This window comes from Photobacterium carnosum (assembly GCF_002849605.1).
Lineage (GTDB): Bacteria > Pseudomonadota > Gammaproteobacteria > Enterobacterales > Vibrionaceae > Photobacterium > Photobacterium carnosum.
Genome location: NZ_NPIB01000027.1, coordinates 17,953 through 43,055 on the forward strand (window position 1 = coordinate 17,953; position 25,103 = coordinate 43,055).

Annotated in this window: 26 protein-coding genes; 4 read left to right on the top strand and 22 right to left on the bottom strand. The window is 44.4% G+C overall.

The features are described from left to right. Positions 1–19: 19 nt before the first annotated feature. From traG to CIK00_RS21635, 22 genes are all read right to left on the bottom strand, one after another. Complete coding sequence (traG, locus tag CIK00_RS17395; RefSeq protein WP_101769908.1) at positions 20–2,716, bottom strand: conjugal transfer mating-pair stabilization protein TraG; 2,697 nt, start codon at positions 2,714–2,716, stop codon at positions 20–22. A 5-nt stretch (positions 2,717–2,721) separates the two neighbouring features. Beyond that, a complete protein-coding gene (locus CIK00_RS17400; RefSeq protein ID WP_101769909.1) occupies positions 2,722–4,077 on the bottom strand; it encodes a conjugal transfer protein TraH in 1,356 nt (451 codons plus the stop codon). Beyond that, positions 4,074–4,559, bottom strand: a complete 486-nt coding sequence (trbB, locus tag CIK00_RS17405; RefSeq protein WP_101769910.1) for a type-F conjugative transfer system pilin assembly thiol-disulfide isomerase TrbB — start codon at positions 4,557–4,559, stop codon at positions 4,074–4,076. Before trbB ends, CIK00_RS17400 begins: the two co-directional genes overlap by 4 nt. A gap of 167 nt (positions 4,560–4,726) precedes the next feature. Continuing rightward, entirely contained in the window at positions 4,727–5,065 is a 339-nt protein-coding gene (locus CIK00_RS17410; protein WP_101769911.1) for a hypothetical protein, read from the bottom strand. Between the two features lie 11 nt (positions 5,066–5,076). After that, entirely contained in the window at positions 5,077–5,847 is a 771-nt protein-coding gene (gene traF, locus CIK00_RS17415) for a type-F conjugative transfer system pilin assembly protein TraF (protein ID WP_101769912.1), read from the bottom strand. Positions 5,848–5,884: 37 nt separating this feature from the next. Continuing rightward, positions 5,885–7,696 (bottom strand): type-F conjugative transfer system mating-pair stabilization protein TraN, encoded by a 1,812-nt coding sequence (gene traN, locus CIK00_RS17420; RefSeq protein ID WP_101769913.1) that lies wholly within the window; start codon positions 7,694–7,696, stop codon positions 5,885–5,887. Then, positions 7,693–8,337, bottom strand: a complete 645-nt coding sequence (trbC, locus tag CIK00_RS17425; RefSeq protein ID WP_101769914.1) for a type-F conjugative transfer system pilin assembly protein TrbC — start codon at positions 8,335–8,337, stop codon at positions 7,693–7,695. The genes traN and trbC overlap by 4 nt, the downstream gene beginning before the upstream one ends. Beyond that, positions 8,328–8,792 (bottom strand): hypothetical protein, encoded by a 465-nt coding sequence (locus tag CIK00_RS17430; RefSeq protein ID WP_101769915.1) that lies wholly within the window; start codon positions 8,790–8,792, stop codon positions 8,328–8,330. The genes trbC and CIK00_RS17430 overlap by 10 nt, the downstream gene beginning before the upstream one ends. A gap of 314 nt (positions 8,793–9,106) precedes the next feature. Next, positions 9,107–9,841: an endonuclease gene (locus CIK00_RS17435; protein WP_101769916.1), complete on the bottom strand. Its 735-nt coding sequence runs from the start codon at positions 9,839–9,841 to the stop codon at positions 9,107–9,109. Between the two features lie 19 nt (positions 9,842–9,860). Continuing rightward, entirely contained in the window at positions 9,861–10,871 is a 1,011-nt protein-coding gene (gene traU, locus CIK00_RS17440) for a conjugal transfer pilus assembly protein TraU (protein ID WP_101769917.1), read from the bottom strand. A 126-nt stretch (positions 10,872–10,997) separates the two neighbouring features. Beyond that, positions 10,998–11,318, bottom strand: a complete 321-nt coding sequence (locus CIK00_RS17445; RefSeq protein ID WP_101769918.1) for a hypothetical protein — start codon at positions 11,316–11,318, stop codon at positions 10,998–11,000. A gap of 203 nt (positions 11,319–11,521) precedes the next feature. Continuing rightward, positions 11,522–12,211, bottom strand: coding sequence for a type-F conjugative transfer system protein TraW (gene traW, locus CIK00_RS17455; RefSeq protein ID WP_101769920.1), 690 nt, complete (start codon positions 12,209–12,211; stop codon positions 11,522–11,524). A gap of 4 nt (positions 12,212–12,215) precedes the next feature. Further along, a complete protein-coding gene (locus CIK00_RS17460) occupies positions 12,216–12,515 on the bottom strand; it encodes a hypothetical protein (RefSeq protein WP_101769921.1) in 300 nt (99 codons plus the stop codon). A 10-nt stretch (positions 12,516–12,525) separates the two neighbouring features. Beyond that, complete coding sequence (locus CIK00_RS17465) at positions 12,526–12,876, bottom strand: TrbI F-type domain-containing protein (protein ID WP_167388578.1); 351 nt, start codon at positions 12,874–12,876, stop codon at positions 12,526–12,528. Continuing rightward, positions 12,866–15,463 carry a type IV secretion system protein TraC gene (traC, locus tag CIK00_RS17470; protein WP_101769923.1) on the bottom strand — a complete coding sequence of 866 codons (2,598 nt, stop codon included), beginning with the start codon at positions 15,461–15,463 and terminating at the stop codon, positions 12,866–12,868. Before traC ends, CIK00_RS17465 begins: the two co-directional genes overlap by 11 nt. A gap of 9 nt (positions 15,464–15,472) precedes the next feature. Then, the gene (gene traV / locus CIK00_RS17475; RefSeq protein ID WP_167388579.1) at positions 15,473–15,949 is read right to left on the bottom strand and encodes a type IV conjugative transfer system lipoprotein TraV; all 477 of its coding nucleotides are present in this window, start codon (positions 15,947–15,949) and stop codon (positions 15,473–15,475) included. A 13-nt stretch (positions 15,950–15,962) separates the two neighbouring features. After that, entirely contained in the window at positions 15,963–17,435 is a 1,473-nt protein-coding gene (locus CIK00_RS17480) for a TraB/TrbI/VirB10 family type IV secretion system protein (RefSeq protein ID WP_232602035.1), read from the bottom strand. Then, a complete protein-coding gene (gene traK, locus CIK00_RS17485) occupies positions 17,432–18,193 on the bottom strand; it encodes a type-F conjugative transfer system secretin TraK (RefSeq protein WP_101769926.1) in 762 nt (253 codons plus the stop codon). The genes CIK00_RS17480 and traK overlap by 4 nt, the downstream gene beginning before the upstream one ends. Before the next feature lie 40 nt (positions 18,194–18,233). Next, positions 18,234–18,797 (bottom strand): type IV conjugative transfer system protein TraE, encoded by a 564-nt coding sequence (gene traE, locus CIK00_RS17490; protein WP_101769927.1) that lies wholly within the window; start codon positions 18,795–18,797, stop codon positions 18,234–18,236. A gap of 11 nt (positions 18,798–18,808) precedes the next feature. Then, positions 18,809–19,111: a type IV conjugative transfer system protein TraL gene (traL, locus tag CIK00_RS17495; RefSeq protein WP_101769928.1), complete on the bottom strand. Its 303-nt coding sequence runs from the start codon at positions 19,109–19,111 to the stop codon at positions 18,809–18,811. 3 nt (positions 19,112–19,114) lie between these two features. Beyond that, positions 19,115–19,462 (bottom strand): hypothetical protein, encoded by a 348-nt coding sequence (locus CIK00_RS17500; protein WP_101769929.1) that lies wholly within the window; start codon positions 19,460–19,462, stop codon positions 19,115–19,117. Between the two features lie 218 nt (positions 19,463–19,680). Beyond that, a complete protein-coding gene (locus CIK00_RS21635) occupies positions 19,681–19,803 on the bottom strand; it encodes a hypothetical protein (protein WP_267893091.1) in 123 nt (40 codons plus the stop codon). 1,102 nt (positions 19,804–20,905) lie between these two features. Between CIK00_RS21635 and CIK00_RS17510 the strand changes: the two genes are divergently transcribed. From CIK00_RS17510 to CIK00_RS17525, 4 genes are all read left to right on the top strand, one after another. Continuing rightward, positions 20,906–21,742 (top strand): hypothetical protein, encoded by an 837-nt coding sequence (locus tag CIK00_RS17510; protein WP_101769931.1) that lies wholly within the window; start codon positions 20,906–20,908, stop codon positions 21,740–21,742. A 729-nt stretch (positions 21,743–22,471) separates the two neighbouring features. Beyond that, the gene (locus CIK00_RS17515; protein WP_101769932.1) at positions 22,472–22,744 is read left to right on the top strand and encodes a hypothetical protein; all 273 of its coding nucleotides are present in this window, start codon (positions 22,472–22,474) and stop codon (positions 22,742–22,744) included. 482 nt (positions 22,745–23,226) lie between these two features. Further along, the gene (locus CIK00_RS17520; RefSeq protein WP_101769933.1) at positions 23,227–24,240 is read left to right on the top strand and encodes a hypothetical protein; all 1,014 of its coding nucleotides are present in this window, start codon (positions 23,227–23,229) and stop codon (positions 24,238–24,240) included. 140 nt (positions 24,241–24,380) lie between these two features. Then, positions 24,381–25,067 (top strand): IS6 family transposase, encoded by a 687-nt coding sequence (locus CIK00_RS17525; RefSeq protein WP_144043182.1) that lies wholly within the window; start codon positions 24,381–24,383, stop codon positions 25,065–25,067. Positions 25,068–25,103: the final 36 nt, after the last annotated feature.

Consider the following 25,103-nt stretch of genomic DNA (forward strand, 5'->3'; position numbering starts at 1 on the left):
ATACCGCTTTAAAATCGAGTTATCGGTGTTTTTCTATTTCGGTTAAGTCCTTGTCTATTTTGGTATACTGCTCATGTGATGTTTGTTCTCGTTGTTGTTGTTCTGTTGCGTCATATAACTTTTCTTGTTCCTGCTGTATATTTTCCTCGGCAACATGTTGATTAAGTTCTCGTTGGTTACCGTGCGTCGTTTTTAATGCCACACTGTCTGCTTGATAATGCTGTTGTAAGTTTTCACCATTAACACTTTGTGGGTCGCGGTTCATACTGCTGTCATCCAATGCCGCTTTAAGCTTAGGGTTATAGTTAGCGTATTTTTCCGCCATGAATGCCTGAAATAATCCCTCTCGCTCTTCAACGATAGAAGGATTACTGCCATTTAATAGCGCTTCAACATGCTCTGGGCGACGTTCAGTAACATAGGCTTGGAACTCAGGGATCAAGTTGGTGTTGAGGCTTAACGATCCTGATTGCGAGTCTTGTAATGCAGCACTGTACGATTTTTCGCGTAAGTAACTGGTATCAAGGCTTTCAGCTAAATCTTCTGTTTTTCTAAAGCTGTTATTAAACGTAGAAGCGGCTTGTTGGTTAATACCCCGTAAGTCACTGGTATTGGTGTTGTTGCTAAAGGATTCTAATTGACTCATTAGGTCATTGAACTGATTTTGTTTACTGCCACTGATGCGTTCAGTGCGGCCTTTATTAGTTTCATTGGATTCTACTTCTGAGTTTGTACGTCGTTGCCCTGCTGTAGCAGTTCCGCCCACTTTGAAATTACCAAATTTCCCAAAACCCCCTCCAAGAGACGCTCCTCCTGATGCGTTATAGTCAAAATAATTATCAACCATGCTCTTAGTTGCCTCAGATTTTGATGTCCCTTGCGTATGTGCCACATCCGATATCACCGAATCCATTTTAGATAAGGTGTCGTTGTAGCTGGCGCTCTTGGTGTCTTGAGTGCCACTGCCATAACTTTTGTTATGATTGGCACTGTTAGTTAGGCTCAATAAGGCGTCAGATGTTGAGCCGAGTGAGGTATTGTAAGAGGTGCGTTGTTGCGCAGTGGTGCGTTCCGCTTGACTTAAATTCTGTTGTAAACTGCGGCTTTGCACTTCATTACTGCTGATATCAAACCCTAAACTCGATATACCTCCGCGACTGTTGTAAACCGCATTACCGTTAGGTAAGGCCGTCACACTCGACCCGTCAGCCCGTTGAGTGGTGGCGCCATAGGCTTGATTTAAAAAGGCCATATCATGCTTATTGCCTGACATCGAGTTAGATTGCCATGTGTCCATTTGCACGATGCCATAACCAATATCACCCGTTGCCGCGGCTGCTGATGGTCTCGCTGCACTGCTGTTGGAGAGGCCAACAAATTGTGTGGCTAAACTGCCCGCAATAGCCGTACCCCCTTGAAGAGCAAACTTGGCAATAATCGGTACACACATCATCAGCCATCCTGCGATGGCCGCGAATCGATAGTGCATCGCTTGTAAGGGGGTACTGGCATCAAAACTCATGCCTTTATATATATCATTGGCATCGGCCCCCGCACTTTGCAATGAATAGGTCATTATCATGTTGATGAAGGTAAAAAAGAGCGGCCATGTTGCAAGGTAGAAGAATCCCCCGAGGTAGCCTTTTAATACTTTTACCGTCATACCAGGAATAAAGCAGGTTAAGAACACCAAAATGGATGAGCACATAATGAGTAGCATTAAGGCTGAATGCACCATCGGCAGCCAGTTTTTCGCGTTATTCCCCATCGTGACCATAGTAGATTGGGTTTGCATTTGGCTCTGGGTTTCTGCGTAGTTAATGGCAGCCGCCGTGGCATTTTTTGAAGCGGCACTGTCATAAAGCCCCGAACGCACCGCATTGATAGCCATGTTTTGTTTCATGATATTAGTGGCTGACTGATTAATATGATGGAACGTGCGGTAGCTGTTTTGAATTGAATTTTTTAGCAATGCTTCTTCTTTGGCTATCTTGCTACCAAAGGATTGTGTGCCGATATAAGCAAAACTCTTGTCGGCTTCTGCAATGAACATCTTCTCCAGTTTTGGTAACACGTCTTTACAGGTTGGGAAGTCATTGTCCATGGCAATACGGCGTACTGGAGAAGGACGGTGATTGTGTAAAAATGCAAAGATATCACCCGCATTCGCAAATTGGTTCCATGTGTATTTATTATTGATGGTGATATCTTTTCTTATACAGTTCGCTACATATTGCCCCCATAACCCTTTTAGTTTGGCATCTTGGATACCAATAGAATTAGAGAGGTTAAACAGCTTTGACCCAAATAACATGCCGGATTTGGAGTAGGCTTGGTCATTAGGGGTAATAAAGATGAAATCTACAATATTTGATAACCCTTGCATGAAGGTGGTGCCATAATGCGCAGGGATAGCTACCCCAAAGGGGACGTTATCCACCGTATAGGCTTTACCTTGTTGGCTGGCATCAATGATATGGACTGTGGTGGTTGGGGTAAGTAAAAATGTAGGGATAATCAAGTTGAGCGCAAACCATGCCGCAATGCCATTATGGTCACGGGTTAAGAAAAACCGAACAGCGGTCATCAATAACGCTATCATGGCGATGATAGACAATAAGTGTGTCCAACCTTGACCATGAAAAAAAGTTGCTAGAGCATTAAAGACTCTATCGGCGGTATAACCGCCGGAAAAGACATAAACATCCATAGCCATGATAATTATTCCTTAAATTGTAAATTGGCCCGAGTTTTTGCAGAAAAGTTACCTTCCACCTGTTTTTCAAGCTGCATCATGCTTTCAATGATGGCGTGCTCAGCCTCAAGGGTTTGGAGGGCTTGAATACGGGTTAGGCGTAATTGTTGGTTGACGGACTCAATAACGGCATAGAGTTTGTCGATATCATCAGGGTTACTGCCATGACTGCTGATAGATCCTTGAATTACAGTGAGGGCGTTTTGTAAGTAACTGGCAATTAAGTCCGTTGATATCACGTCACTGTAGGCCGCAACATTGGGTTGCGTCCCTGACTCTAAGGAAACGGTCATCATTTTAAGAATGGGTAAGGTGATGGATTCTAAAAAGGCTTGTTGGGCTTTCGTTAAAGGGGTGTCTGTTTTGTAATTCGTCACAATATCATTGAGTAACTTAGAGATTTTGATTTTGAGGGTTTTGTCTTTCTTAAATTCATAATCGACTTGGGTCGGTTGTAAACATTCGTTTTGGCCTTGCTTATCGCAGCGATAGAGTTTGACCGTGCCCCCTTCAAGGATGTGTTTGACCAAGTTATTATTGGTGGTAAAGAGTGACGGATAACGCTGCATGTTGGTTTTTGCATCATAGATAATGGTGCCTGACAATGACATAAAGAACTCGGCTAACTGTTTGTCCCCCACTAGAAAGCCATTCTTCATTAATGAATACCAAATGATATTACGGTTGGCCGTGATAGCGTCTTTGAGGTTAGGATCTTTGGTGGCGTTGGCCGTTTGTTTATTGACTTCCCCTTCACTGTTACAGCCATTCTTGGCGGCCGCCCAATCAGAAAAGCTGTTGTTTTGTGTTCCCATGGTGGCGCAGATGTACTGTTTATTACCTACCCCTGCAAACCCTGACAGGGCAGCAACACTACTTTGCGCCGCTTCACAGGAGTTAACTGAGAGTGAGTTAATGCGTTGAGCAATAGACTCTAAACGGTCTTTGACGTTTTTAAGTTGGGGCGCCCACGTTTGGAGGGCTAAATCCACTGCAAAGGGAATGGCGCTTGAGACAATGGATTTTCCCATCGCAACCAATTGATCACTGTTAATGTAAGAAAAACCACCGGCGAATAAATCAATGCCTCCGCAACCAGCACTGATTGATGGTAAAGAGACACTAGCAATTTGAGCTTGTCGTACTGGGGTGCGAATAAAAGCGGAGCCCCCGGTGTAATAACTGGCCGCTTGGCCTTTATAGGCTTGTGGGGTGGTGGTGTTGTAATTTAAGCCATCAAAGAATTGACCTAAATCACCGTCAATACTGGCAGCCGCGGGTGTTGAAAGGGTTAATGCAATCAGAAAGGGTAATAGCTTCATTGTAAACGACTCTTAATGTGAGGATAGGTCAGACTGGCTTGATAGGTGGTGTTGAGTGCCGACAATGGCACATTACCGATAGCCAGCGGGACATGTTTACGGTTGTTTAGATTGACTAAAAATAAAGCAGGATAGGTGGCATTACTGCTTGTTTGATAAAAGGTCATTAAAATATCTTTGGTGGCCGTTAATGGTTGTGGGTATTGCGGTAATCCCCGACCATCCATTGAAAACGCGTAAACGGGTAAGCCGGTTTGTTTGGCAAATGCCTGTAAGGTAGGGGCGAATTGGTGGCAATAAGGGCACGTTGAGCTAAAGATGAAAGCCAGTCCGTATTCTTGGGTATTAGCTTGCGGTGTGGCCGCTTCGATTAATGGCGTTGGGTTTTGCTGTGCCTTCACTAAGGCGTCAGTGACACTATTAGCATGTACAGGCATGAGCATAGTTAATAATATGCATATCAAGGGGGTATGTTTTTTCATTAGATATTCTCGAAAAGTATGGGGTGGGTCAAATAATGGTAATTATTGATTTGTTAATAAGGCGTATTGAAGGTAAAAAGAATGGATGACATGTTATTTAGTCGTCTCATGTCATTTTTTTCGGTGATAATTAGAAGGGCCACGTTAAGGATAACGTGGCCTTTTCTTCATCCAGCCGTTACAAACTCCTCAAGTGTCACCACACTGCATTGCCAATCCTTCGCTAATAATGTTGCATCATCATCTTCAAAATACGTTGTATTCATTTGATACCTCAGCCCTATTAAGGGTATTAAGCCGCGTCTTGGTGTGGCCTCTTTTCTCGCTTGTCGTACCTTATTGATGCTCGCATTCCAAAATAACACTTCACCGTCTCGTTCTTGGGTGGCACATCGTGCCCCTTGCGGCCAATGGGTAAGGTGTTGCTGCATGAGTTGGGATAATGAATATTCAGTGATGGGTGGCGTAGGGTCTTGATCAAGATTGATGGTTATTCTTAAATTCATGATGTGCTCACTTAAAAATCAGGGGCGTAATCTGTTGCCACGTTAAGGAAACGACCGAGTAATTCCTCTTGTGAAATAAAGCCATAGGCTAATGGTTTGATGCTGTTGGTTTTAGGGTTAACCAGTAGTAATGCGGGCGAGGTTTGAATATTCAGTTTACCGTCATTGCGTTTGTTATCCCTTATGGTCGCTAGCGTTTTACCGTCTAAGGTAATGCCGAGTAATTCAATGCCGTATTGGTCAGCAAAGGCTTGAATACTCGGGGCGAGTTGTTGGTCTAACGGGGTATTGCCGTTATAGGCAAAGAATAAGCCGTAACCTTCGTTTGCCAGTGATTCAACTGCCGCGACCTTACGGGCTTTGATTTGAGCGTTTTGAGTTTGTCGTGCCAAGGATTCTGTTGGGTGTTTCATTCGATAGGACAGGCTTGGATCTTCGAGTAAGGCTTCTTTCCATGTCATGCCAAAGTCAGTGGTCTTACCATCAATGAAATGACTTAACCGCATGAACGCCAGTGTGTTTTCAACCGTAGGGTTAATGATGGCTTTGTTTTGCACCTCGGCCATGTACCCCTGAAACCATTGCATTTGCTCGGTGGCCGTTAAGGTTTTCTTTGGCGGTGGCGTTTGCGTCACACTCGCTTGGGGTGGCATTGGTGGCGGCTTGGGTTTAAGTTGTTGGGTCGGTGATGATGGCGTGTTATACCAGCGCCACCCTTGCGGGGTGGCATGGGCGGCACCTGCCAATAACAGCAGACTCAATAGAATGAAACGTAAGCACATTGTTCATTTCCTTATACACATTAACTGTAATGGGTCGTTATTGAGAAAGGTCGCTGTATTTATCATTAATACGGTCTTGGATTTCCTGCATATTGGGTAATTCCATGTTGGCGTTTAAATCCTCATAGAAGTCACTCATGTCTATTTTGGAAAAATCCACTTGCTGTAATTGTTCTGGCGTAAAGCCTGAACAATCAGGGTGTTTTTTACTGCCAAACCCGAGGCCGAGTTGTTGCTTGCCTTGTTCTTGAATGATGCGGGTCATCTTGCTATCAAACTGGCAATAGCTTTTCTTCTTACGAATACAGACCCCAAGGACTTTTTCAGCGCAGTATTCACCGAGTTCAATGGTGAGTTTTTTCTCTTTGGCGTCAGATAAGCTCTTCTCTTCTTCTGAGCATTGAGTCAATCCAATGTTATTACCCCAACCTGAATCGGCGCAGCAATCAGAAAGTCCAATGGGCTTTTTACTGCATGAGGCAGCATTGCCCGTAAAGACCCGTAGATTTTCGGCACTAAAGGATTTAGCCGCTTCCCCAAGGGCTGCTAGGCCAGAGGCCGCTTCTGAAAAGTTATCATTCTGCTTTTGCTCTTCGTCATAACAATCCCCGTCAATACAAAAGAAGGTCTCACCACATTGGAGGTTACTTGCTTTGCAAGTACGCTCTTCACAATCGAGGGTGACGTCATATTCCAAACACACGCCTAAAATCTGGGTTTTGCAGGTTTGGCTTTTTTCAACACAGGTCAAAGGGGCGCCTGTCACTGCGCGGGTAGGGGTTAGGTAGGTATCACACGTATTCGGTGATTCACATTGCCATGTTTCTTGTTTTTCAGTGCAATTCCCGTTACTGCATGTGGTGTCTGTTTTAATACAATTAGGTGGAATGGCATTACCACAGCTATTACGCCATGTCATGACGGGGGTTGCGTGAGAGTACTTTATCGTGACACTAGCGCCTGTTACATAGCCATAATCATCCGGGGTGTAATGTAAGCGGTATTGGCGCTCGGTGGTGTTCATGACCACTTCCTCAGCGGGGATGGATGATGTATTGCGATAAATTTTGTAATTTCCTTGGTTGGAGTGACCGGTATCATAGAGGCTGCATCGCCAGCGACTGCCCTCTTTCTTGGGTAACGACCGATGATTGATTTGTCGTGATATGGATGGTTGTTTACGGAGGCAATAGTTACGGGTGTGTGCACTGATTGAGAGTGTGGGTAACGTTATAGAAAGTAATGTTGTTGCCTCGGTTGGTAACGTGAACGTCCATGTGTCATTTCCATTTTTAATCAGGGGGACGGTGGCGGTTTTTTGTTGTTCTTGATAATGGTCAATGATATAGCTCAATGTACAACGGATAGGGTTGCCTGTGGGTTTCGAGCATTGACGGGTAGCATCAATATACTCACAGAGTTGGCCGCCTTCACAATCAATGTACTTATTCGATATACCATGACTGATGTTATAGCTGTTATCCATGAACCCTTGTGCTTGCCGATAGGCAGGATCATTGGGGTCAATGGGGCGTTTGGGTTGGTTGTTAAACCCTGATGTAATGTTGGTCGCATTAGGGTTCGTGACCAATTGTTTTTGCCCTTCGGCCACTAAGGCTTTGTCATTACCAAAATACTGCTGTTGTTTAGGGTTGCGCATTTCCTTAATACAGGCTTGGTCTTTGCAATAACTGTCAGCAGTAAATCCTTGTACGGTGGGGTTATTTAAACTGCGTTCAATGGCGGCTTTGGCATCAGGGACTTCTTGGTGAAAGCGGTTGCCAATCGCGTTGGCGTGGGCGTTAAGACTGAGCAATAACCCTATTAGGCAATAACGATAATATGTCATGGTAAGGCTTTCCTTGCGATGGCGTGATAAGCGCCCTCACGGGCAACGGTATCGAGGGCATCAAACAGCGATACATTGCCATAGACCACATCGTAATTTTTAGGGTCACACGGGGGTTTATCGGTGCAGGTATTGGGTTTCATGACCACAAACGCAGGCACTTGCTTGATACCAAATTGTTTAAACCAAATCGGGTTAATGGAGACCCCACCCAAGGGCGATTGCCCTTGTTGGGGCTGAACCAGTTTTTTAACCTTGGCGATGGTGGTATTAAAATCGTTGCCAAATATCCCTCTAATCACGATAGGTATATGCAGTTTTTCTGCCTGTAACAGCAATTGTTTCAGTGAGGTTTCAGGCATTCCCAAGGAGACAAAGACAATGATCGACGGCGGCGCTGCATCGGGATTGTCTTTGGGGGTGACTTTCTTGATGGCCTGTTGTCCCTCAACCTTCGCTTGTTCTTTGTATTGCTCGGCATGTAAGAAGGCGTTGAGGTGTTGTTGCTGAATATCAGGCGTAAAAAAAGAAGCGGCTTGGGCTTCTTTTTGTTGTTGCAGTGCGTGTACTTCTTGTTCTGTCCAGCTCGTCGCGTAGAGGGCGGGGCTAAAGAGTAGCCATAAAAAAGGGCTTATTCGCATACGGCCTCCTTGTCATTGTTGGAAAACCGCAGTAGTGCGGGTATCCAAGCGAGTAGATATGCGGTGATAACAATGAGTTTAAGTGCGGTCATGAATATTGGTAATGACAGACTTAATGTTGATGCACCTTGTAAATATTGCCATATAGCCGTTGCGATAAAGTAAAACACCACACTGACGGGAATGATCATGCGTAGCGCGTCAGTGACAACGTGATAGACAATCGATTTAGCGAGGGTCAGTGACATCGTTGGCGATGACACAATGGCAACTAATCGGCTTTGACTGGTGCCAGATACCGTGTCATGGGTCACGATGGCATACAGGGCAAGGTTAAGTAAAAGCAGCAACCCCGCAAAGGTAAGTGTGGGTTGGTTCAATAACATGGGAAACATGAACGCGAACATAAAGCCTTGGTAGCGTAAAAAAGGGGCGTAAGCAGGTGAAGACGGCATAGTGATAACAGTCCTTTTATTATACGTTTTGAGGATTGAATGAGTCAGCGAGGTGTGGTTATATATAAATAGCCACATCTCAATATGTTGTTTAATCTTCTGCATGATTAAATAATCAGCCGTATCAGTGTTAACTGGTACGGTTTTTTTTGTGATAGGAGGTATCATTTTTACATATGTGTGTTATGTGAAAAATTATTCTTGTGGTACATATACCTTGTTGTGTATGTACTCATTATAAAAAAAGTAACCGCAATGGATACTCCAATTACCGTATCAGTTTTTTTCTGATACGGTATTTTTTTGCCTACTATTTATCGACATCTCGTCGCCATGATAGGGTTAATATTACCTTGTAGTTTTTCTATGCGTTTAGCTCGGGTACATTCCCATTCTGAGACAGGATAGAGCTTATCCCATGCCTGCATTAATTGTGCTTGTTGGCGACTGAGTTTATAACGTGGATAAACGGCATCCATGTATAAGTAAGTGCGAGCGATACGGCCACGGGCTTGAGCCGGTGGCTCAGCCTTTCGATGATCAATTTTCATGGTGCATGAGCCAAAATCACTATTAGTATTAGGCAGTAAAGTGAAGGTGTAGTTTGAACGCAAGGCGTTCACGCTCCCTATAGCGGGGAACAGGTTATACATATCACTTTGCATATAACGGTAATCGTTATTGGTTTTCTCTGCGCATTTTCTTCCTTTAAAGGCGTGGCCTTTACTGTTAATGCACGCGGGGTGGCCTTCGCGCCATTCGGTAAAGGTACGGCCAAAGTTTTCCGCGGGAACGACATGTTCCCATTCAATCCGTTTAGCCCGTTTAACATGCGTTGTTGATGTGAATCCTGGTGGAGGAATGACAGTTTTGTTGGCGGTGAATGCAGCCCCGCAATAAAGGGTTTCTCGATGATCAACATACACAGAGCGTTCTAATGTACGTTTGGCCTTGTTAAAAGAGTCTTGGGTGGTATTTCCTGCCGCATGTGCGGCTGGGAGGGTGAATAATAATAAACTACTGAAACCAATATAATAAAAGGGTGTCATCGTAACCTTCCTTGTCATGTTAAAGGAAAACGCAGTTGCGTTTTCGCCATTGAACAAAGCCAAAATTATCCCCTGTTACCGGGTTATCATGGCCCGATTCCCAAATTGCCGTTGTGGTGCCATACGGATAGCAATTAGTGGCATTCGGTATCACGTTGGATAATTGATACCGATAACGGGATTTTGGCAATATTGGCATCGGATGCTGATAACAAACGGCACCATCAGTACCTAAACTTTCCCAAACTATCCCTTGGCGATGCAGTTTGTAGTTTAATCGCTCAGCCATCAATACCGCGGATTGCATTGGGGTGTCGCGGTAGGTGGTATTCCCCGTGAGCGGATAAGCTGAGCCTTGTGAGCCCATACACCAAAAGAGTGCATCAATCGGTAGCGACGATCCTGCTGATGTTTTTACGGACTCGGCCACACACGCCAGTTGTGCTATTGGGTTGCCGAATAAAATAACCTCGGGGTTAAGGATGAATGATAGTTCATCATCATCCCAAAAGGGGTCAAGTTCCGTTAAATAACCGATATCAAAGTTATCGAGCGACATACAGGCCGCTGATTGCAATATCTGTAACCAATAAATCAGTGGGTACTTATACCAGTGCGCTTGATAAAACGCCCCATCACTGCCATCGGCTTTGTCTTTATGGGTGCTCGCGCCCCCAATTTGTTGTGACATCCCCCCGCCTAATGAAAACCCGAGATTGACCATACAAAAAGGAACACGGGTAACGTCCGTGATGGCGTAAGGCTCCCAGTAGCCAATATTCAAGCCAACCTGCATAAATATTGGCGGGGGTTTAGGACAAAATGAAATCGGCATGGTGGGGTTTTTAGTATCAGGTCGCTTTGATGGAATAAGAGGAACGCTACCAAGAGTGATAGGGAAAATACACTCCCAACAAATATCAGTAATGGGGTTCATGAATCGAGCCCGACATGCGGGCCCTGATGCGCTGGCCGTGTTGGTGGTGGCGAGCAAGCATAACCCCACTACCCACGACAGGAGTTTGAGCATATTAAAATCCTTAATGGCTGGTAAACAAGAAGGTATATCGAAACGAAAGCGATTATCTTGTTGATTTTATTGGCGCGGGTTGTTCGTTGTGTGTGTGAGTGGCAATATTGTTGTATCCATGGTCGGTTATTTGTCACGTTGGTAGCTTTGAATCAATAAGTCAATTTCATCCTCAAGTTTGCTAATACTGATTGCGGAAATTAGCTCTAAGAGATAAACCACCCCAAACACAAGCAGGAAAACATACCGTCCAAGTCCTTGTAGATCCGTGGGTGATAATGCGGTCACTATGGGTATTGGGGTAAATAATAGGCCGATTAACGCTAGCGTGAGCAGCATTAAAAAACCTTTGTAAATAGTGGGGTAAATAGTGTTGATACCGACAATGATAATTGTGCTTAGAACGAGTCCTAGCGCTTTCATACCGTAACGTAAATATTGAAACATGATATGTCCTTATATAAAGAAAGCGTACAGTTAAGGGGGGCTATTCGCTTTGAATGGATCCTGTATGGCGAGATAAATCAGTGTGAGGGTGATGATGTGGATAGCGTGGTGGTGGGTGATGCGTTTTATCCACGAAGAGACTCGCTAAGGCTCGCTACTTCATGGTTAAACCACCTCTTAGGTGAACAGAATAAAGAACAACACTATTGAGACAGTGGTGTGTCTTTTTCATGACTGACATCAAATTCTTGCAGTTGCCAATGGGTATTCACTTGCTTTGCAACAGTAGGAACATGCTTTACTGTCAGTTTGCGTGTGATATCCCCGCGTTGGTCAAAGTAAATCCGCTGATGTAAAACCTTAAAGACCGTTTCAGGCTCCCCATTAATTAAAATCCACTTGATTGTTTGAGTGGGGATCGCCTTGGCTACCTTGGCTTGGTAGGTTTTCGCCCACTGTAATTGTTGTGGATCATCCCCATCTAAAAACACTAACTGCTTGGATAGGGTAAAGTGTGGCAGTTGTTGACCGTTCGGCCATGTCGAGGCATCAAACGGATTGATTTTCAGTCCTTTTTTAAATAATACCCGCCCTTTATCATCTTTGATGTCACTGGCTAAGGTGAGTGTGGGATCAACGGTGAAGGTTGTCGGGCGGGTGGTAGTGGTGATACCCGCCACAGGCGGGGGCCGTTGTACGGATTTTTTTACTTGTTCTTGAAACTGCGTCTTCATGTTGTCCATTTCCCCTGTTTGCTCATAGGTCATTAACCGTTGTTGTATCCAATCGAGCATGTCGATTTCAGCAATGGGGAAGGTAGGGGCTATCACGCCAAGGTCTTTGGCGTGAAGAGACGATGAAAGCAGCGCGACAAGTAAGACCAGTCGCTTCATGGGGTTACTCCTCGATGGGGTACGTTAACTGTGCACGTAAGGTTGCAATATCTGCCCGTAATACCGCACTTTTGCATTGTGCTTGCTCAACTTCAAACACGACACGCCCTAGTGGTATTTCTTGCATAATATTGGGACAGTTAGCGTGCAATAGCGCCATGGCAAGGGCGTTATTGGTTTCATTGTCATGGTTGTCTTTTTTGATATAACACAGTATCAGGTTGCTTTGGCGGGCATGGCGAGCAAATTCAAGTAAGACGTTATTCTGTTTGATCGCATGTTGATAATGTTCGTGAAGCTGCATACACGTATTCCTATGATGGGAGGTGGGAAAGTGCCAGTGAGACTTCTTTTTGTAACGGCTGCGTGACATTAGGCGCACCTTTAATGACGGCGGGCTCCACTAATAATATAACCTTGTTTTGATGGCTATAACGGGTCAGTACCGTGTCTAGCATCATACTGAATTGACGGGTTTTTAGTGTCAATGTGCTGTCATCTAACCCTTGTTCCGCTAAGTCCTTGCTGTAGGTTTGAACCGTGCCTTTTAAATCAAACACGGCGAAGCGAGGCGGTGGATTAACCAAATGGTTGATGATTAAGGTGGTCGGTACACTGAGCGCGACGGATAACACTAACGTAGGTAAGGAAACATTAATCGTCATGGGCATGTTTATCCTGTAAGTACTGGGCTTTGATGGTCTCAAATTGCGCCATGTCATCGGGGTAAAAATGCCATGCGGTCTTATCAACAGCATCCAGTAATGGTATGCCGCTATCGATAAGTTTTTCACAATATTGATACTCGTTAGGCTCAGTTGAGAGCAAGGCTCTTGACCACGGGTCAGCAAATAACCGGTGGAAGGTGACTTGCGTTCCTGCGATTATCATCGCACTTGAAAACCCTGTTTTTGGGGCTTCAAGAAAGCTTTTTACTAAAGCGACATGAGCAATGTCAAAGGTGGTTGGTCGTTCTTCTACAAATTTCGTAAAGCTCGACCCTTGCCGTAAGATTATCTTGATATCCGAGTTGTTATAGGCCGCTTCGGATTCTTCGGATTTGAAAAAGTCGGTAATACTTTGGGTGACACTGGCAAAGCTGCCGCCGAATTTACGGGCAGTGCGGTAGCCTTTATCAATAAATGCCCGAGATTGGCGGTTATTGCCACTCATGAGTGACCATGCTTCCTCGATGATGCACATTTTTGGTGTGCCGCGACTGCCTGCAAGGTACATAGCTTGGTTTATCGACACGATAAGTGCAAAGATAACGGGGCGGAGCACGTTATCGCCAAAACCATCAAGTTCAATGGTGGTTAAATGCACATTCGGATCAAGTTGAGAGGGTTTATTGAAAATATCGCCATAAATCCCCTTGGACACAAACTTATTCAGTTGGTGGCCTAAGTCCTCAATGCGGCGGTCATTATTGCGTTTTTTCGCAATTGCAAAGAGGGCCTCTTGCACATCATCAATCAAGGTGGCTTGTTGTTTGGCTTCCCACGCCATCAAAATCGCATCCTCTAGAGCGCTTTCAAGGGTGTCATCCAAGTCGGTATTGGGCGCGGCCATGGCCGCAATTAATCCCGTGACACCCCCTAAAATTTCAGCCATTGGGTGAACGTCATTCCCCTCGGCGGGACTGTCCTTACCACTGTCTAATGCTTGGCCTTCTTTAGTTTCGATGGCTTTGATGTGGGTAAATGGGTTTAAGAAGATATCTTTTGAGGTCATGTAGACCCCATCCATGGTTTGGGTGAGCTTTTTGTATGAATCCCCTTTGTCCAATATCCAGACTTTTCCCCCTTCACTGAATACTGAGGTACAAATTGCTTGGGTGATGAACGACTTACCACTGCCTGACGCCCCCGTTATCGCCATGTTGTAGTTATCGGTGCCACACCGAAAGGGATGAAAGTAGTTGATTTGGTGGCGCATGGTCGGGAGCAGTAAACCGCCTGTTAGGCGTTTGAACTCCGCGACCACAGGGAAAAAGTTCACCAAGTTTGAGGTTTTTACTTGGCGTACTCGCCCAGCGACTTTGCAATCATTGAAGAATTTGAGCATGTTAAACGGCAATGATGCTAATAATGTCTGCCCTTGTATCATGTTGGCTTCAATGATCGTCAATCCCGCTTCTCTAAAGGCGCCGCGGGCGGATTCCATATCAATCTTCATGTCTTCTTGGTTGGAAAACAAGGTTAAGGTGAACACCATCGACGCGATTTTAAATTCATCCCGTAAAAAACCTTCTTGTAAGGCTTCACGCTCGGCCAGCTCTTTTTTGACCGTTGGCATGAACGCCGCCATGGGAGATTTAGCCCATTTACTTAATGCCCGTATTTTGGTGTCATTCACCACCTGTTGCTTGCCGTTAGGCTCAATACGAAAGTTACAACTGATACGAAACGGACACCGTAGGGCATTGGCGGACTTTTTTAATGAGGCTAAGCAATTAGAGAACGCATACAACCGAAACTCCGTCGGGAGTTTTCGGAGCGTAAAGTTGATGATGCGAGTATGGGCGGGGGCTTTTTGGTGTTCAAAGGTGCATTTACTTTCCACATATTGACGGTGAATGAGAAATTCACTGTCGAGCTCCAGCATTTGTTTGTGGAGTAATTCATCCTCGTTATAAGGCACTTTTCTTGGGGTGTTACGGCTCCCGTTAAAATTCAACACCTGGCTTACATGGTCAATCATGTCACTGGGTGTCATCGACTGATGATCAAGCCCTGTTTGACTGAGGCCATATTCCAACGTGGTTTTGATGTCACTGACCACGGACTCTTTTTCTTTGGAGGTACAGAAGAAGTAGCTTTGGTAATTTTTTAAATCAAATCGGCTAGAGGCGCCCATGCGGGTATTGAAACCATGCCGTGCGGCATGGTGCGCATAAATGGCCTGATTTTCAGCGATGGTTGCCACAATGCCACCCCGTTTGGAGGCGTTTTGGGTGTTAGCATCAATAAAATGCCCGACTTGGTTATCACCCGTTAAGACAAATTGATAATCCCACTTATCCCCTTCGGGTAAACGGCACACCAAATCATTCAAGGCCATCACTAAATCATCATTCGCGCCGCCCAAGACGTTCAGCTTTTTACCAAAGCCTAGCGAGCTTTGATTTTCAAACAGTCCCGTTTCATCATTAAAATAACGGTAAGGCAGGGTGTTATGCAGGTGCTCGGCTTCTGGGTGGCTGTGTTTCTCTAGGGTGGATAATCCCCCTCTGGCAATGGGTTTGCTCATGGTGGCACCTTATTGTTGGGGTTGAATAGCTATTGGGAACGGCTGCCATTGGCTGTGCTGGAGCACGGTATAAATCACTGAGGTTGCATGGTAATTACCCTCGGTGTCAATGTAGGGAAAGACCGTGATTTCACGGACTTCTTCTCGTTGGCGAGTCGGTTGACCTGAAGGGGCGGCTTGGGTGGTAAACGCGACCGTTGGTGCATCAATGACAGTCGCTTGTGGTGGAATAAGGGTAATAGGTGGAGATAATGGCAGTGTGGTTGATATCACTGTTGCGGCCGCACGGTTAGCTTCAACGATAATATTTCCTTTATGGTCAGTGCGGTATTGGCCGTTATCAACGGCGGTGTTGATATCAGTCATCGACACACAACGGGTTTCGCCATCAATAGCATTACAACTAAAATCATCATTCATGCCTGCGGTACAGCCACTTAATAGCAGTAATGCGGCAATGGAAAAATACATTCGGGATAGGTTCATGATCATGCCTTCTCTAATACGGTTTTTGAACGGTGGGCGTGGTTTGACGTAAGGCGTCAAAGGCTTGTGCTTTGGCGTTGAGCTGAGGTAATAATTGGTTGGCTAACGGGTTTATTGGGACGGTTTGCCCTCCCATCATACTCATGAGTGGGTTGGTAAAATTTGCCACGGTCTGACTGATGTCAGCGCCACTCACTCGTTGTTCGTATTCCGCAATCTTATCGGCATCCAGTGGAAAGCCTTCAAGGAACACCAAGTTCGCGATACTGCCAGGATTTAATTCAATAATTGGGTGATATTGCTCGGCCAGTTTGATGTAGTAATCCGCCAGTTTCGAGCCTATATTTTCAAGGGCAGAGCCGCCCATGTTCATGAGTGCATCACTGGGGTTGATGGTTGACACCACGCCCGCAGGGCCCGTGATGGTTGAAGATGATGCGTTTTTAGCGGTGTCTCCCAGTCCCGTAAAGAGCCCTGATATCCCCGCCATTTGAATGATTTTGCCATTTCGCATCACGGGTGTGCCGCGAATGCCGTTACGGCCAAAGTTAAAGGCGGTGCCTTTCACAGGAATATCCAGTATTTCTTCGGTGCCATTTTTATCAAAAATACAACTCATGCGCTGTAAGCGAGCAATGCCTCGGTTTGAGGAGATTTCGCCGTACACGGACGCGGTGACAAAACAATCTTTGATGTGCGAGCGTTTGCCGTTAGGCAAAATGCCATCATGGATCGTGCGGAACAAAATAGGCGCCGTGTCTCCTTGTGCATTGACCCCCGCGTTTGCATCCGCCGCGCCGATTAAGATCGCAGTAACAAAACTCCCTGTAGGGACGTAGTTTTTACTGCTACGACGGTAAGGGATTTTAGGTGTATCAGGGTAGCGATAAGCAAAGGTTTGTATGCCCGGAGGTGATTGTCGCGGTGGGGATACGTCACCATAGCGGCCATCATCGGTGTTACCAAAGGGGTTAAGCGGCTCTGTTGTATTGCTTTGGTTATCGTTGCCTGTTGTTGAACCCGTGTTATAGCCCCGCTTATCAAACTCGGTATTGATGATATCCATGTTGTTATCAAGTTGCGTTTGGACTTGCTCAAGGGTGTCATCGAGCTTTTTATTGAGTTGGGATAAATTACGCTCAAGGGTATCGGACAAGCTGTCCCGCTGACGTGTTAATGAATAGACCTCTTTGGTGAGTTTCGTGATGTCTTGTTGTTGCGCTTGCAGGGCGGATTGGGTGTCTTTATCACTGAAATCTGGGGTAATGACGGCGCCAAATTCAGGCGGGGTGTCGGTGTAAATTACAGGGGGTGCAGTAATGAGCTTAAAGGCGCCATAGCTGGCGCCTAATGTGGTCAGTAACACCCCAAATACCACCCAATTACGTTGACGAGTGGCAGTATTATCCACATCAAGCGGCGCGTCACTGTCGAGGCTATCCGCCGATTTTCGGGTGAATAACTGGGAAAAGGAAAAAGCCATCATTGTCCCCCTTGGGTGATTTGGTAAAGGTACACATTCCCCTGTGGGGGAATGCTGGTTGCTGACAGCGACACGGCGCGAACGGCACGGGTATAAAAGTCCGTTGTTTTCATCGTGACACGGTTAGCGGTGTTGTTTTTTACCCGATAAATGACCCCTGTCAGCGTATCTCCTTGCATTTGAGTCAGGGGGACCAAGGTTAAGGAGGGATGTTGAGGCAGTGGTTGCACTTTAACGAGTGTTAACATTGTTGCCACAAAGCCATCAGGAACGGATTGGGTGGTCGAATACAGCATCATGCTTTTCATGAGGGTGACGAGCATCGTTTCATAAGGGCTGTTTTTCTCAAACGCGGTGGCGGCACTGCGTTGTGCTACATCCCGCTGGGTTGAGATAAATTGGGTGGTGACGGCGGGAATGGCTAAAGGTTTAACGAATGCCCCAAAACTGTGTCCTTTTTGGGTGGTGACGTACAAGGTAAAGGGCTCTTGCACGTTAAGGGTAACGAGCATGGCCCCTTGTGGATCAATGGGCGGTGCAGCTTGTTCATCATCACCACCAACGGGTAAGGTACAAAATCCCGTTGGACAAGTGACAGAGGTGATGTTGTCGTCTTTGACGACTAAACGGTTGATATCTAAAAAGGATAAGTTGACATCGACGGTATCGTTATTCGCAAAGGGGACAATAACAGGTGGGGCGGCATGGACAGCGTGACTGGCAAGACTGAGGCACAACGCCATCAATAACGGTGTTTTCATGGGACTCTCGATATAAAAAAAAGGCGCACATGGCGCCTGTTTAAGTGGTGGGTGACACTTTGGCGATACTGCTGAGTTCAATGCTCCCCGCGGGGTAGCTAAACTGCACAATGTAGGTCGCGGTCTCTGGCGCGAGAGCCCGAGATCCAACGTATTTTTGTAATGTGCCCGTGACTTTGACGGTTAAATCATTTGCAGCAATTTCCACTTCTTTAGGAAAAAAGGTCGAGGAGATTTTCTGCGCTTTGATTTCCTTGGCCTCAGCTAATAAGGTGGGTTGCATCAAGTGGTAATCTTTACTGCTGACGTAATTCAAGATTTGTTGGTAGTTGCGGCCAACGTTATCAGGGGTGACATTGAATTTAAGGTATAAGACGTACTCGGCCATGAGGTTGAGGTAGCTGTCACTGACCGATTGGTTCGATACGGTAAATTCAGTAGAGATAGTCGGTGGAACAAGGGTGCGGGGTTGATTAAAGGCCACGTAAGCTAAGGCGCTGCCTAAAACCATGACCACCATCAGGCAAGAAAAAAAGCCAATGAGTAGGGCTTTATTGAGTAAATGAGCAATCGACAGGGCATCCCTGCGGTTTTCAGCACGCATGATGGGCTTCTTTAGTTCAGCCAATAGCGTTGATTGGCGGGAGGTGTGTGATAGAAAATGGCTCGGCTGATGGTAGGCGGGGCATACCAATACAAAATTAAGGGGATAAAATTATCCCCTTTACTTTGTTTGAGTGTTCGCAAGGCGTAAAAGACAAGGGCGGCCAAGGCCACCCCGGTCATCATGTATTGCGCCATGGCGAACAGGCCGAACACAATTCCTGCGGGCAACACTACGTCAAGGGGCATTCCCATGACGATACGACCTTGGTCGATATAGTGTGGCAGCTTAAAGAAATTCTGTTCATTTTCCATGGTTTACAGCCCAATTACCGAGCCAGCAGCACTTAAGAAAATCATACCAACCACGAACCCCCCGATTGCACCTGCCCAATTTTTGGTGACAAAGCCGGTAATAGCACCGACAGCGAGGCCGATAACCGTGATGGCAAACCAGAGACCTGACGTTCGTCCCGCAGAGGCTTTGATTTCATCTTTGGTGCCTGCAAATAAATCTGCACCTGCCGCGTATGCGGTATCTGGCATCAATAACATCATGGCAAATAATAGAGTGACAGTAATGAGCATGAGGGGACGTAAACGGCGCATTGGAAAAAGGGATGTTAATGACAAAGTGTGAGTGGGTGGGTGTGTCAATACTGACATGGTAAAGCTCCTTATTAATGGAATTGTGCGCAACATGCGCACACCAGAGCAACGGCTCTGGTGTGGACACGACGAGGAAGTGCAAGAAGGCCGACATACCCAACCGTCATCGTTAGGATTAAGTACAAACTTCACCAAAAAACGGACTATTGGCCTTCTCGCAAATAAAAAAGCCCTTCATGATGAAGGGCGCATAAATAATGCTGTTTAAAAACTGGCTAGGTTAAAACTGTCAACGGGGTGCAATGAAGGCCGTGGCCTTCATTGATGAATAAACGGTGGCAGTTAACGACAGCCACGGTGTCGTGTAGCGACAATAAAGAGTATAGGAATTGATTCATTAACGGCTCCCACACCGAACTTATCCCTGCCGATGGCTGACTGCGGGATGCGTTGCGTCACAGTTTCAAACTTTTTTTAAAAGTATGAGGTTTTAAATAGACCTTTTGCCCGACGGCCGCCGTAGTCATAGCGCGATAATTCTCATTATCGAAAGAATTTCTTTTCGTTATTATGGCGACGACACGAAATTCATCGTCACAACACCGCCTTACGACAAAGGGGGTGAAGGTTGTGTATATAGGCAATAGCGTTGAGTGAAAAATAATCAACCAACATAATGAAAATACCTATCATTTAAAGGGTGACACGGCCCTTGCTCTTATTTGTAACAGCGATAATTTTTTGTCTGGTCACGTTGTTAAAGAGCAGGAATAGCCTCTAAATATGCGAACATTTAACATAATAAAGAAATCGCGCACTAATGGTAATAGTTTGAATATAAAAGATAAAATGGGAAATTGTGGCTTTTTTTGCCACTTTCAGTGGGGAATAACGGAGCAGTTTGATTAAAAAGAGGACGATAAAGCGTGACAAGTGATATTGCTTAAACGTATAATCTGTGATTATCACTACAGATTATAAAAAGTCAATGTAAATCAATGGCTTAGTGCGCGCAATCTTTATTATGTTAAACTTAAAAAAGAAAATGCAGATAATTTGCCGTGTAGCCTTGATATTATCTCGCCTTTTTTACTATAATGAAGGCAGTTCTTGAGGTGAGAGTGCAACATATAGCGCTCTGCTCACCATGTAGGCGTAAAGCTTTATATGGTGTATTTTTACATTGAGAATTAGAATGTGTCAGACTCTCAATCTGACCAGATAGCATTCGTAACGAAGCCGCTCCCCCACTAGGTAGCGGCTTTTTTACATCCAAAATGTGGGAAAAAGCGTCACTTGATCTTTGTGATCTTTTGGCTTACAGTAATGATTCAATGTTTGGCGTGAGACCCAAACATCACAAATCCTAGTGGAATTTAAATATGACTCTTTTTATCGTGGGATACCCTCCCCTCTTGCAACTCAGATGCGTTTTTTCTTTGCTTTTATCGTTAGTGTGTCTTTCAAAGACAGACAGGATGAGCACAGGGATAGCATCATATGTCCTCTTCTAAGCGTCAACACCCTAAAAATAAAGCAAAAAGTACCGCTTCTGCACGTCAATATGCTGTGACGAGTCGTATTACCCAATTAGGCGCCCAGAAACAGATGGTGTCGGGCAAGGCGAAGTTCCCGTATTGCACCAAGCGGTTATTGTTAGCGTTTGCTCACTTTATTGATAACCCACATTGTTACAGCGGTCAGCTTCATGACTTGCACTATTGCCAATCCACTGTTTATGGGTTGCAACAGCGTCAGCGTGAAACGTGCGTTAAGGTGATGGTCGCGATGTGTTGCGATTTGGAAGTCGAAACCCATCAGATCGGTAAACCGCAGTTAGACTACATGGATACCATTACGCACCACACTATCATGAGAAATTATGAGGCGTGTTGGGGTGAGGCTATCAGTGAGAAACGGTATTACCATGCCGTTAAGCTGTTTAAACTGGCTGATTTCTTGGTGATCGACGCGGTATACCTGCAAGATCGTGATCTTTTAGTCAACTTAGACCTAAAAGATGAAGATTTGCCTCGGGTGTATTCCAAACCTGCGTATAAAACGGTGACACAGAAATTCATTAACGTCTTTAATCTCGAAAGTGATGAAGGGGTGGTGAAATCAAAACTACGCTCTATTGCGAATCGTGTTAAAAAGGGGTTGAAAACTTTGTGGGTACGTTATGAAGCGTTCAGTGATGCGTATATCTGGAAAAAACGTCAGCGGGCGATAGTGATACGTACCGATGCCGTTACGCAGCAACCCCGAGCGCGTTACCCTCAAGGACGCGTGATCAAGCCGTCTATTCTGGGTGGTAACTACACCACCGAACACTAATCATGAAGAATTTTTGAATGCCGCTTAAGTGCGGATTTTGTCGTACCTGAAAAATAAGACCGTTCAAAAAACAAGCATAACACCCTGAATGTGTGACGATAGTGATCGACGATGGGGCTTTAAGTTGTGAGGTACTGTGGATAAAACGGGGCTGTTAATACGTGTTGTGGGTAAGTCTGTTTATTACTTTAAAAAACGAAAGTATGAAAAAACATTATGAAAAGAAAGCGGTTCTTTAGTCTCTAATCTATAGAGATAGATTAGAGATATATAAATATATCTCTATTTAGAAAAGGACTTCGTCCAAAAAATACCTCCCCTTCAATGACCCACCATTATTAATCTCAACACATCACAAAACATTGAACGGGCCCCATCGAGGCACCTAAAAATATAACGACCTCAATACCATTACTTCAACAATCAATAATAGAACACGTGGTATCTTCCTTTTGTCATTCGACAGGAAAAGCCGGTATTTATGGCTACCTACAGCAAAGAGCATGCCTAGCAAGAAGGTGGTGTTTGAAAATATCTTTAAATATGGGGTTAAAACGAACGTATAGCCGTTATCTTAGGTTTTATGGTAGTAGGCTTAGTATATTTCGCTACGCTCAATATAAGAGCGTAGCAGCGTTTTAACTTTCTCTTTTTTGGACAGATCTGTTTTATTTTAAAATATGTTTTATGGTAAAAGAGGCAGTAAACATTAGATTAAGAGTATTTAGTATGAAAGGTTCAATGAATGCCAATACAGAGAATAAAAAAATAATGAAGGCTCTGAGTATTATGCAATCCCATGCGATTAGGCAATCTAGAGTGGCGAGTCATCATGATGATTCAATAACCTCGCATTATTTTAGAGGTGCGGCCAATGAACTGTTTTTATTAGCCGATGCTATTAGAAATAAAACGTTAGATGAATTAATCGAAGAAAAAGAAAAGAGTTATCAATATTTAATTGAAAATAATGTATTAAACCATCCAATCAAAAAATTCTAATGGGCTGTTAGAATTAAGACCCTAAAAAGTGACGTTGTCATTTTCTCGCTAAGGCGACCAATGACAACGTGATAGCCTTAATTAAAAGATCATCATTATATCTACTTATTATTAATGAGATAATTTAGCCCATTCGCTTGCACTGAGCCCTGTTGTTTTCATGATAATGTCTTTATCAATACATTGACCACCATCGCCAAATATCCCTCAGTTATCTCTTCACTTTGTCGCGCCACATTTAACACTATTTTTCATTTTATTTTCTGCATGGCTCTCTGTGGGTATTTCCCTCTTTGGCTTGCTTTAGTATAAGTTTTTTATTTCAAGGCTGTCACGGCTTCTTTAGGCTGGTTAAAATTGATTTTTGAGGTGTATTTTATTGTGTAATTCTCTGTGGCTGTCAATTATTACACTTTATGGTTTACAGTTTACACAATACACTTTACAATAACGTAAAGTGTAAAACCAATTAGGGATTAATGATGAAAACACCTTCAGATATAAAAACGCAAGTCGTACAGGTATGCGAAACGTTATACCAATGCGGTGATATGGCGTTAAAAAAAATCACAGGTCGCCTTGTGGCTAAAGAGACAGATTTCTCGCACACGGCTGTCATGCCTTATGTCAATGAATGGCGAGAAGAACAATATCGAATGGAATCTGAGGCGTTAAAACAAACCTCAATGAGTGAGGTTTTGGTTAAAGCATTGCATCAAGAAATCACTACTCGAATGCTGGCGCTGAATACACTTTGTGATGATGAAATGGCTGTTAACCGAATAGAGCTTGAAGATACCCAGCAGATCGCGGAAGAGCTTTTTCAATGTAATGACGTACTGGAGCAGAAATTAAACGATATAACCGCTAAATATAGTCAGTTAGAACAAGCGCTTTCGATAAAGACACAAGAGGTGATTGATCTTAACGTTACCCTGTCGCAGGTTATCTCTGAAAAAGAAGAAGAGGTGAAAGCGGCTGAACGCATTTATGCTGAATTTGAGATGAAGTTGATAGAACAAGCCACCCACCATCAACAAGTCGTTACTGAGTTAAGAGCTGAGCAGACTCAACGCATGACTGAATTAAATCAGGATCATCATGATAATATTGAAGAATTAAAACAGTCACATTCTGACCTTCAAGAACAATTACGGGCTGATATTGACAAATTATCCAATAATTTAAGTACGATGACGGCGCAATCTTCCTCTCAATCTGAAACGATTGGTCAGCTACGTGCTGAACTTGAAAATAAAGCGTCTCTGAAATCAACATTAGATGTTATTACTATTGAAAATAGAGAGCTTGAACTTAAACTTCATGCGGCTCAACAAAGTGTACAGTCAGCGGCGTTGTCGGTATCAAAACTTGAAGTAGAACTCCTTGATCATAAAGAGCAAAGAAATAAAGCTCAGACAGATCTTGTTCAGGTTAACGAGAGTTATCATTTATTAAATGAAAAGTATGTAGATTTACTGTCTAAAAAACACTAGATGTTATGAGTAACATCATTTCAAGGCTGTAATGCACGGTTACAGCCTATGCGCGTTATTTTGGTTCTGTCGCATGGGAGGGAACTAAATAGCCTATGTGGTGCTCAAAGTTCTGTTTTTCACATTAACTCGAGCATTAAATGGACTTCTCTGGCTACCAATACCCATCAGATATTATCCTTCAAGTGGTACGTTACTACGTCTCATACAAACTAAGTACACGTAATATCGAAGAGATTTTTACTGAGCGTGGTAGTGCTATTGACCATTCAACAATAAACCGCTGGGTTATTACTTTTGCACCGAAACTAGAGCAGAACGCTCGTCAATTGAAACGTAAAGTATCCCCATCATGGCGCATGGATGAAACCTATATCAAAATTAAAGGCGAATGGTGGTATTACTACCGAGCTGTTGATAAATATGGTGACATCGTAGATTTTTATCTAAGTAAAGAACGCGATGAAAAAGCAGCGCAAGCCTTTCTACGTAAGGCAATCAATACTAATGGATTGCCAGATAAAGTAGTCATAGATAAGAGTGGAGCCAATGCGTTGGCTCTACATAATCTGAACGTCAAATTATGGCTAAGCGTTGTTTTTATACTGAACTTAATTGAGATAGTCGATGTAAAATATCTCAACAACATCGTTGAGCAAAGCCATAGGCCAATAAAACAAAAGATGGTTCAGGCGTTGGGTTGGAAATCTGTTGAGGGAGCGACTGCCACGATGTCAGGGCAAGAAGTTTGGACTCAGATAAAACGGGGGCAAGTTGGTGATTTAAGTTTGTCAATTTGGGAGCGCTTTTACGCGCTCGCAGCATAATTGTGTCTGGAATTCAGCACGTTTGTACTTCACCAA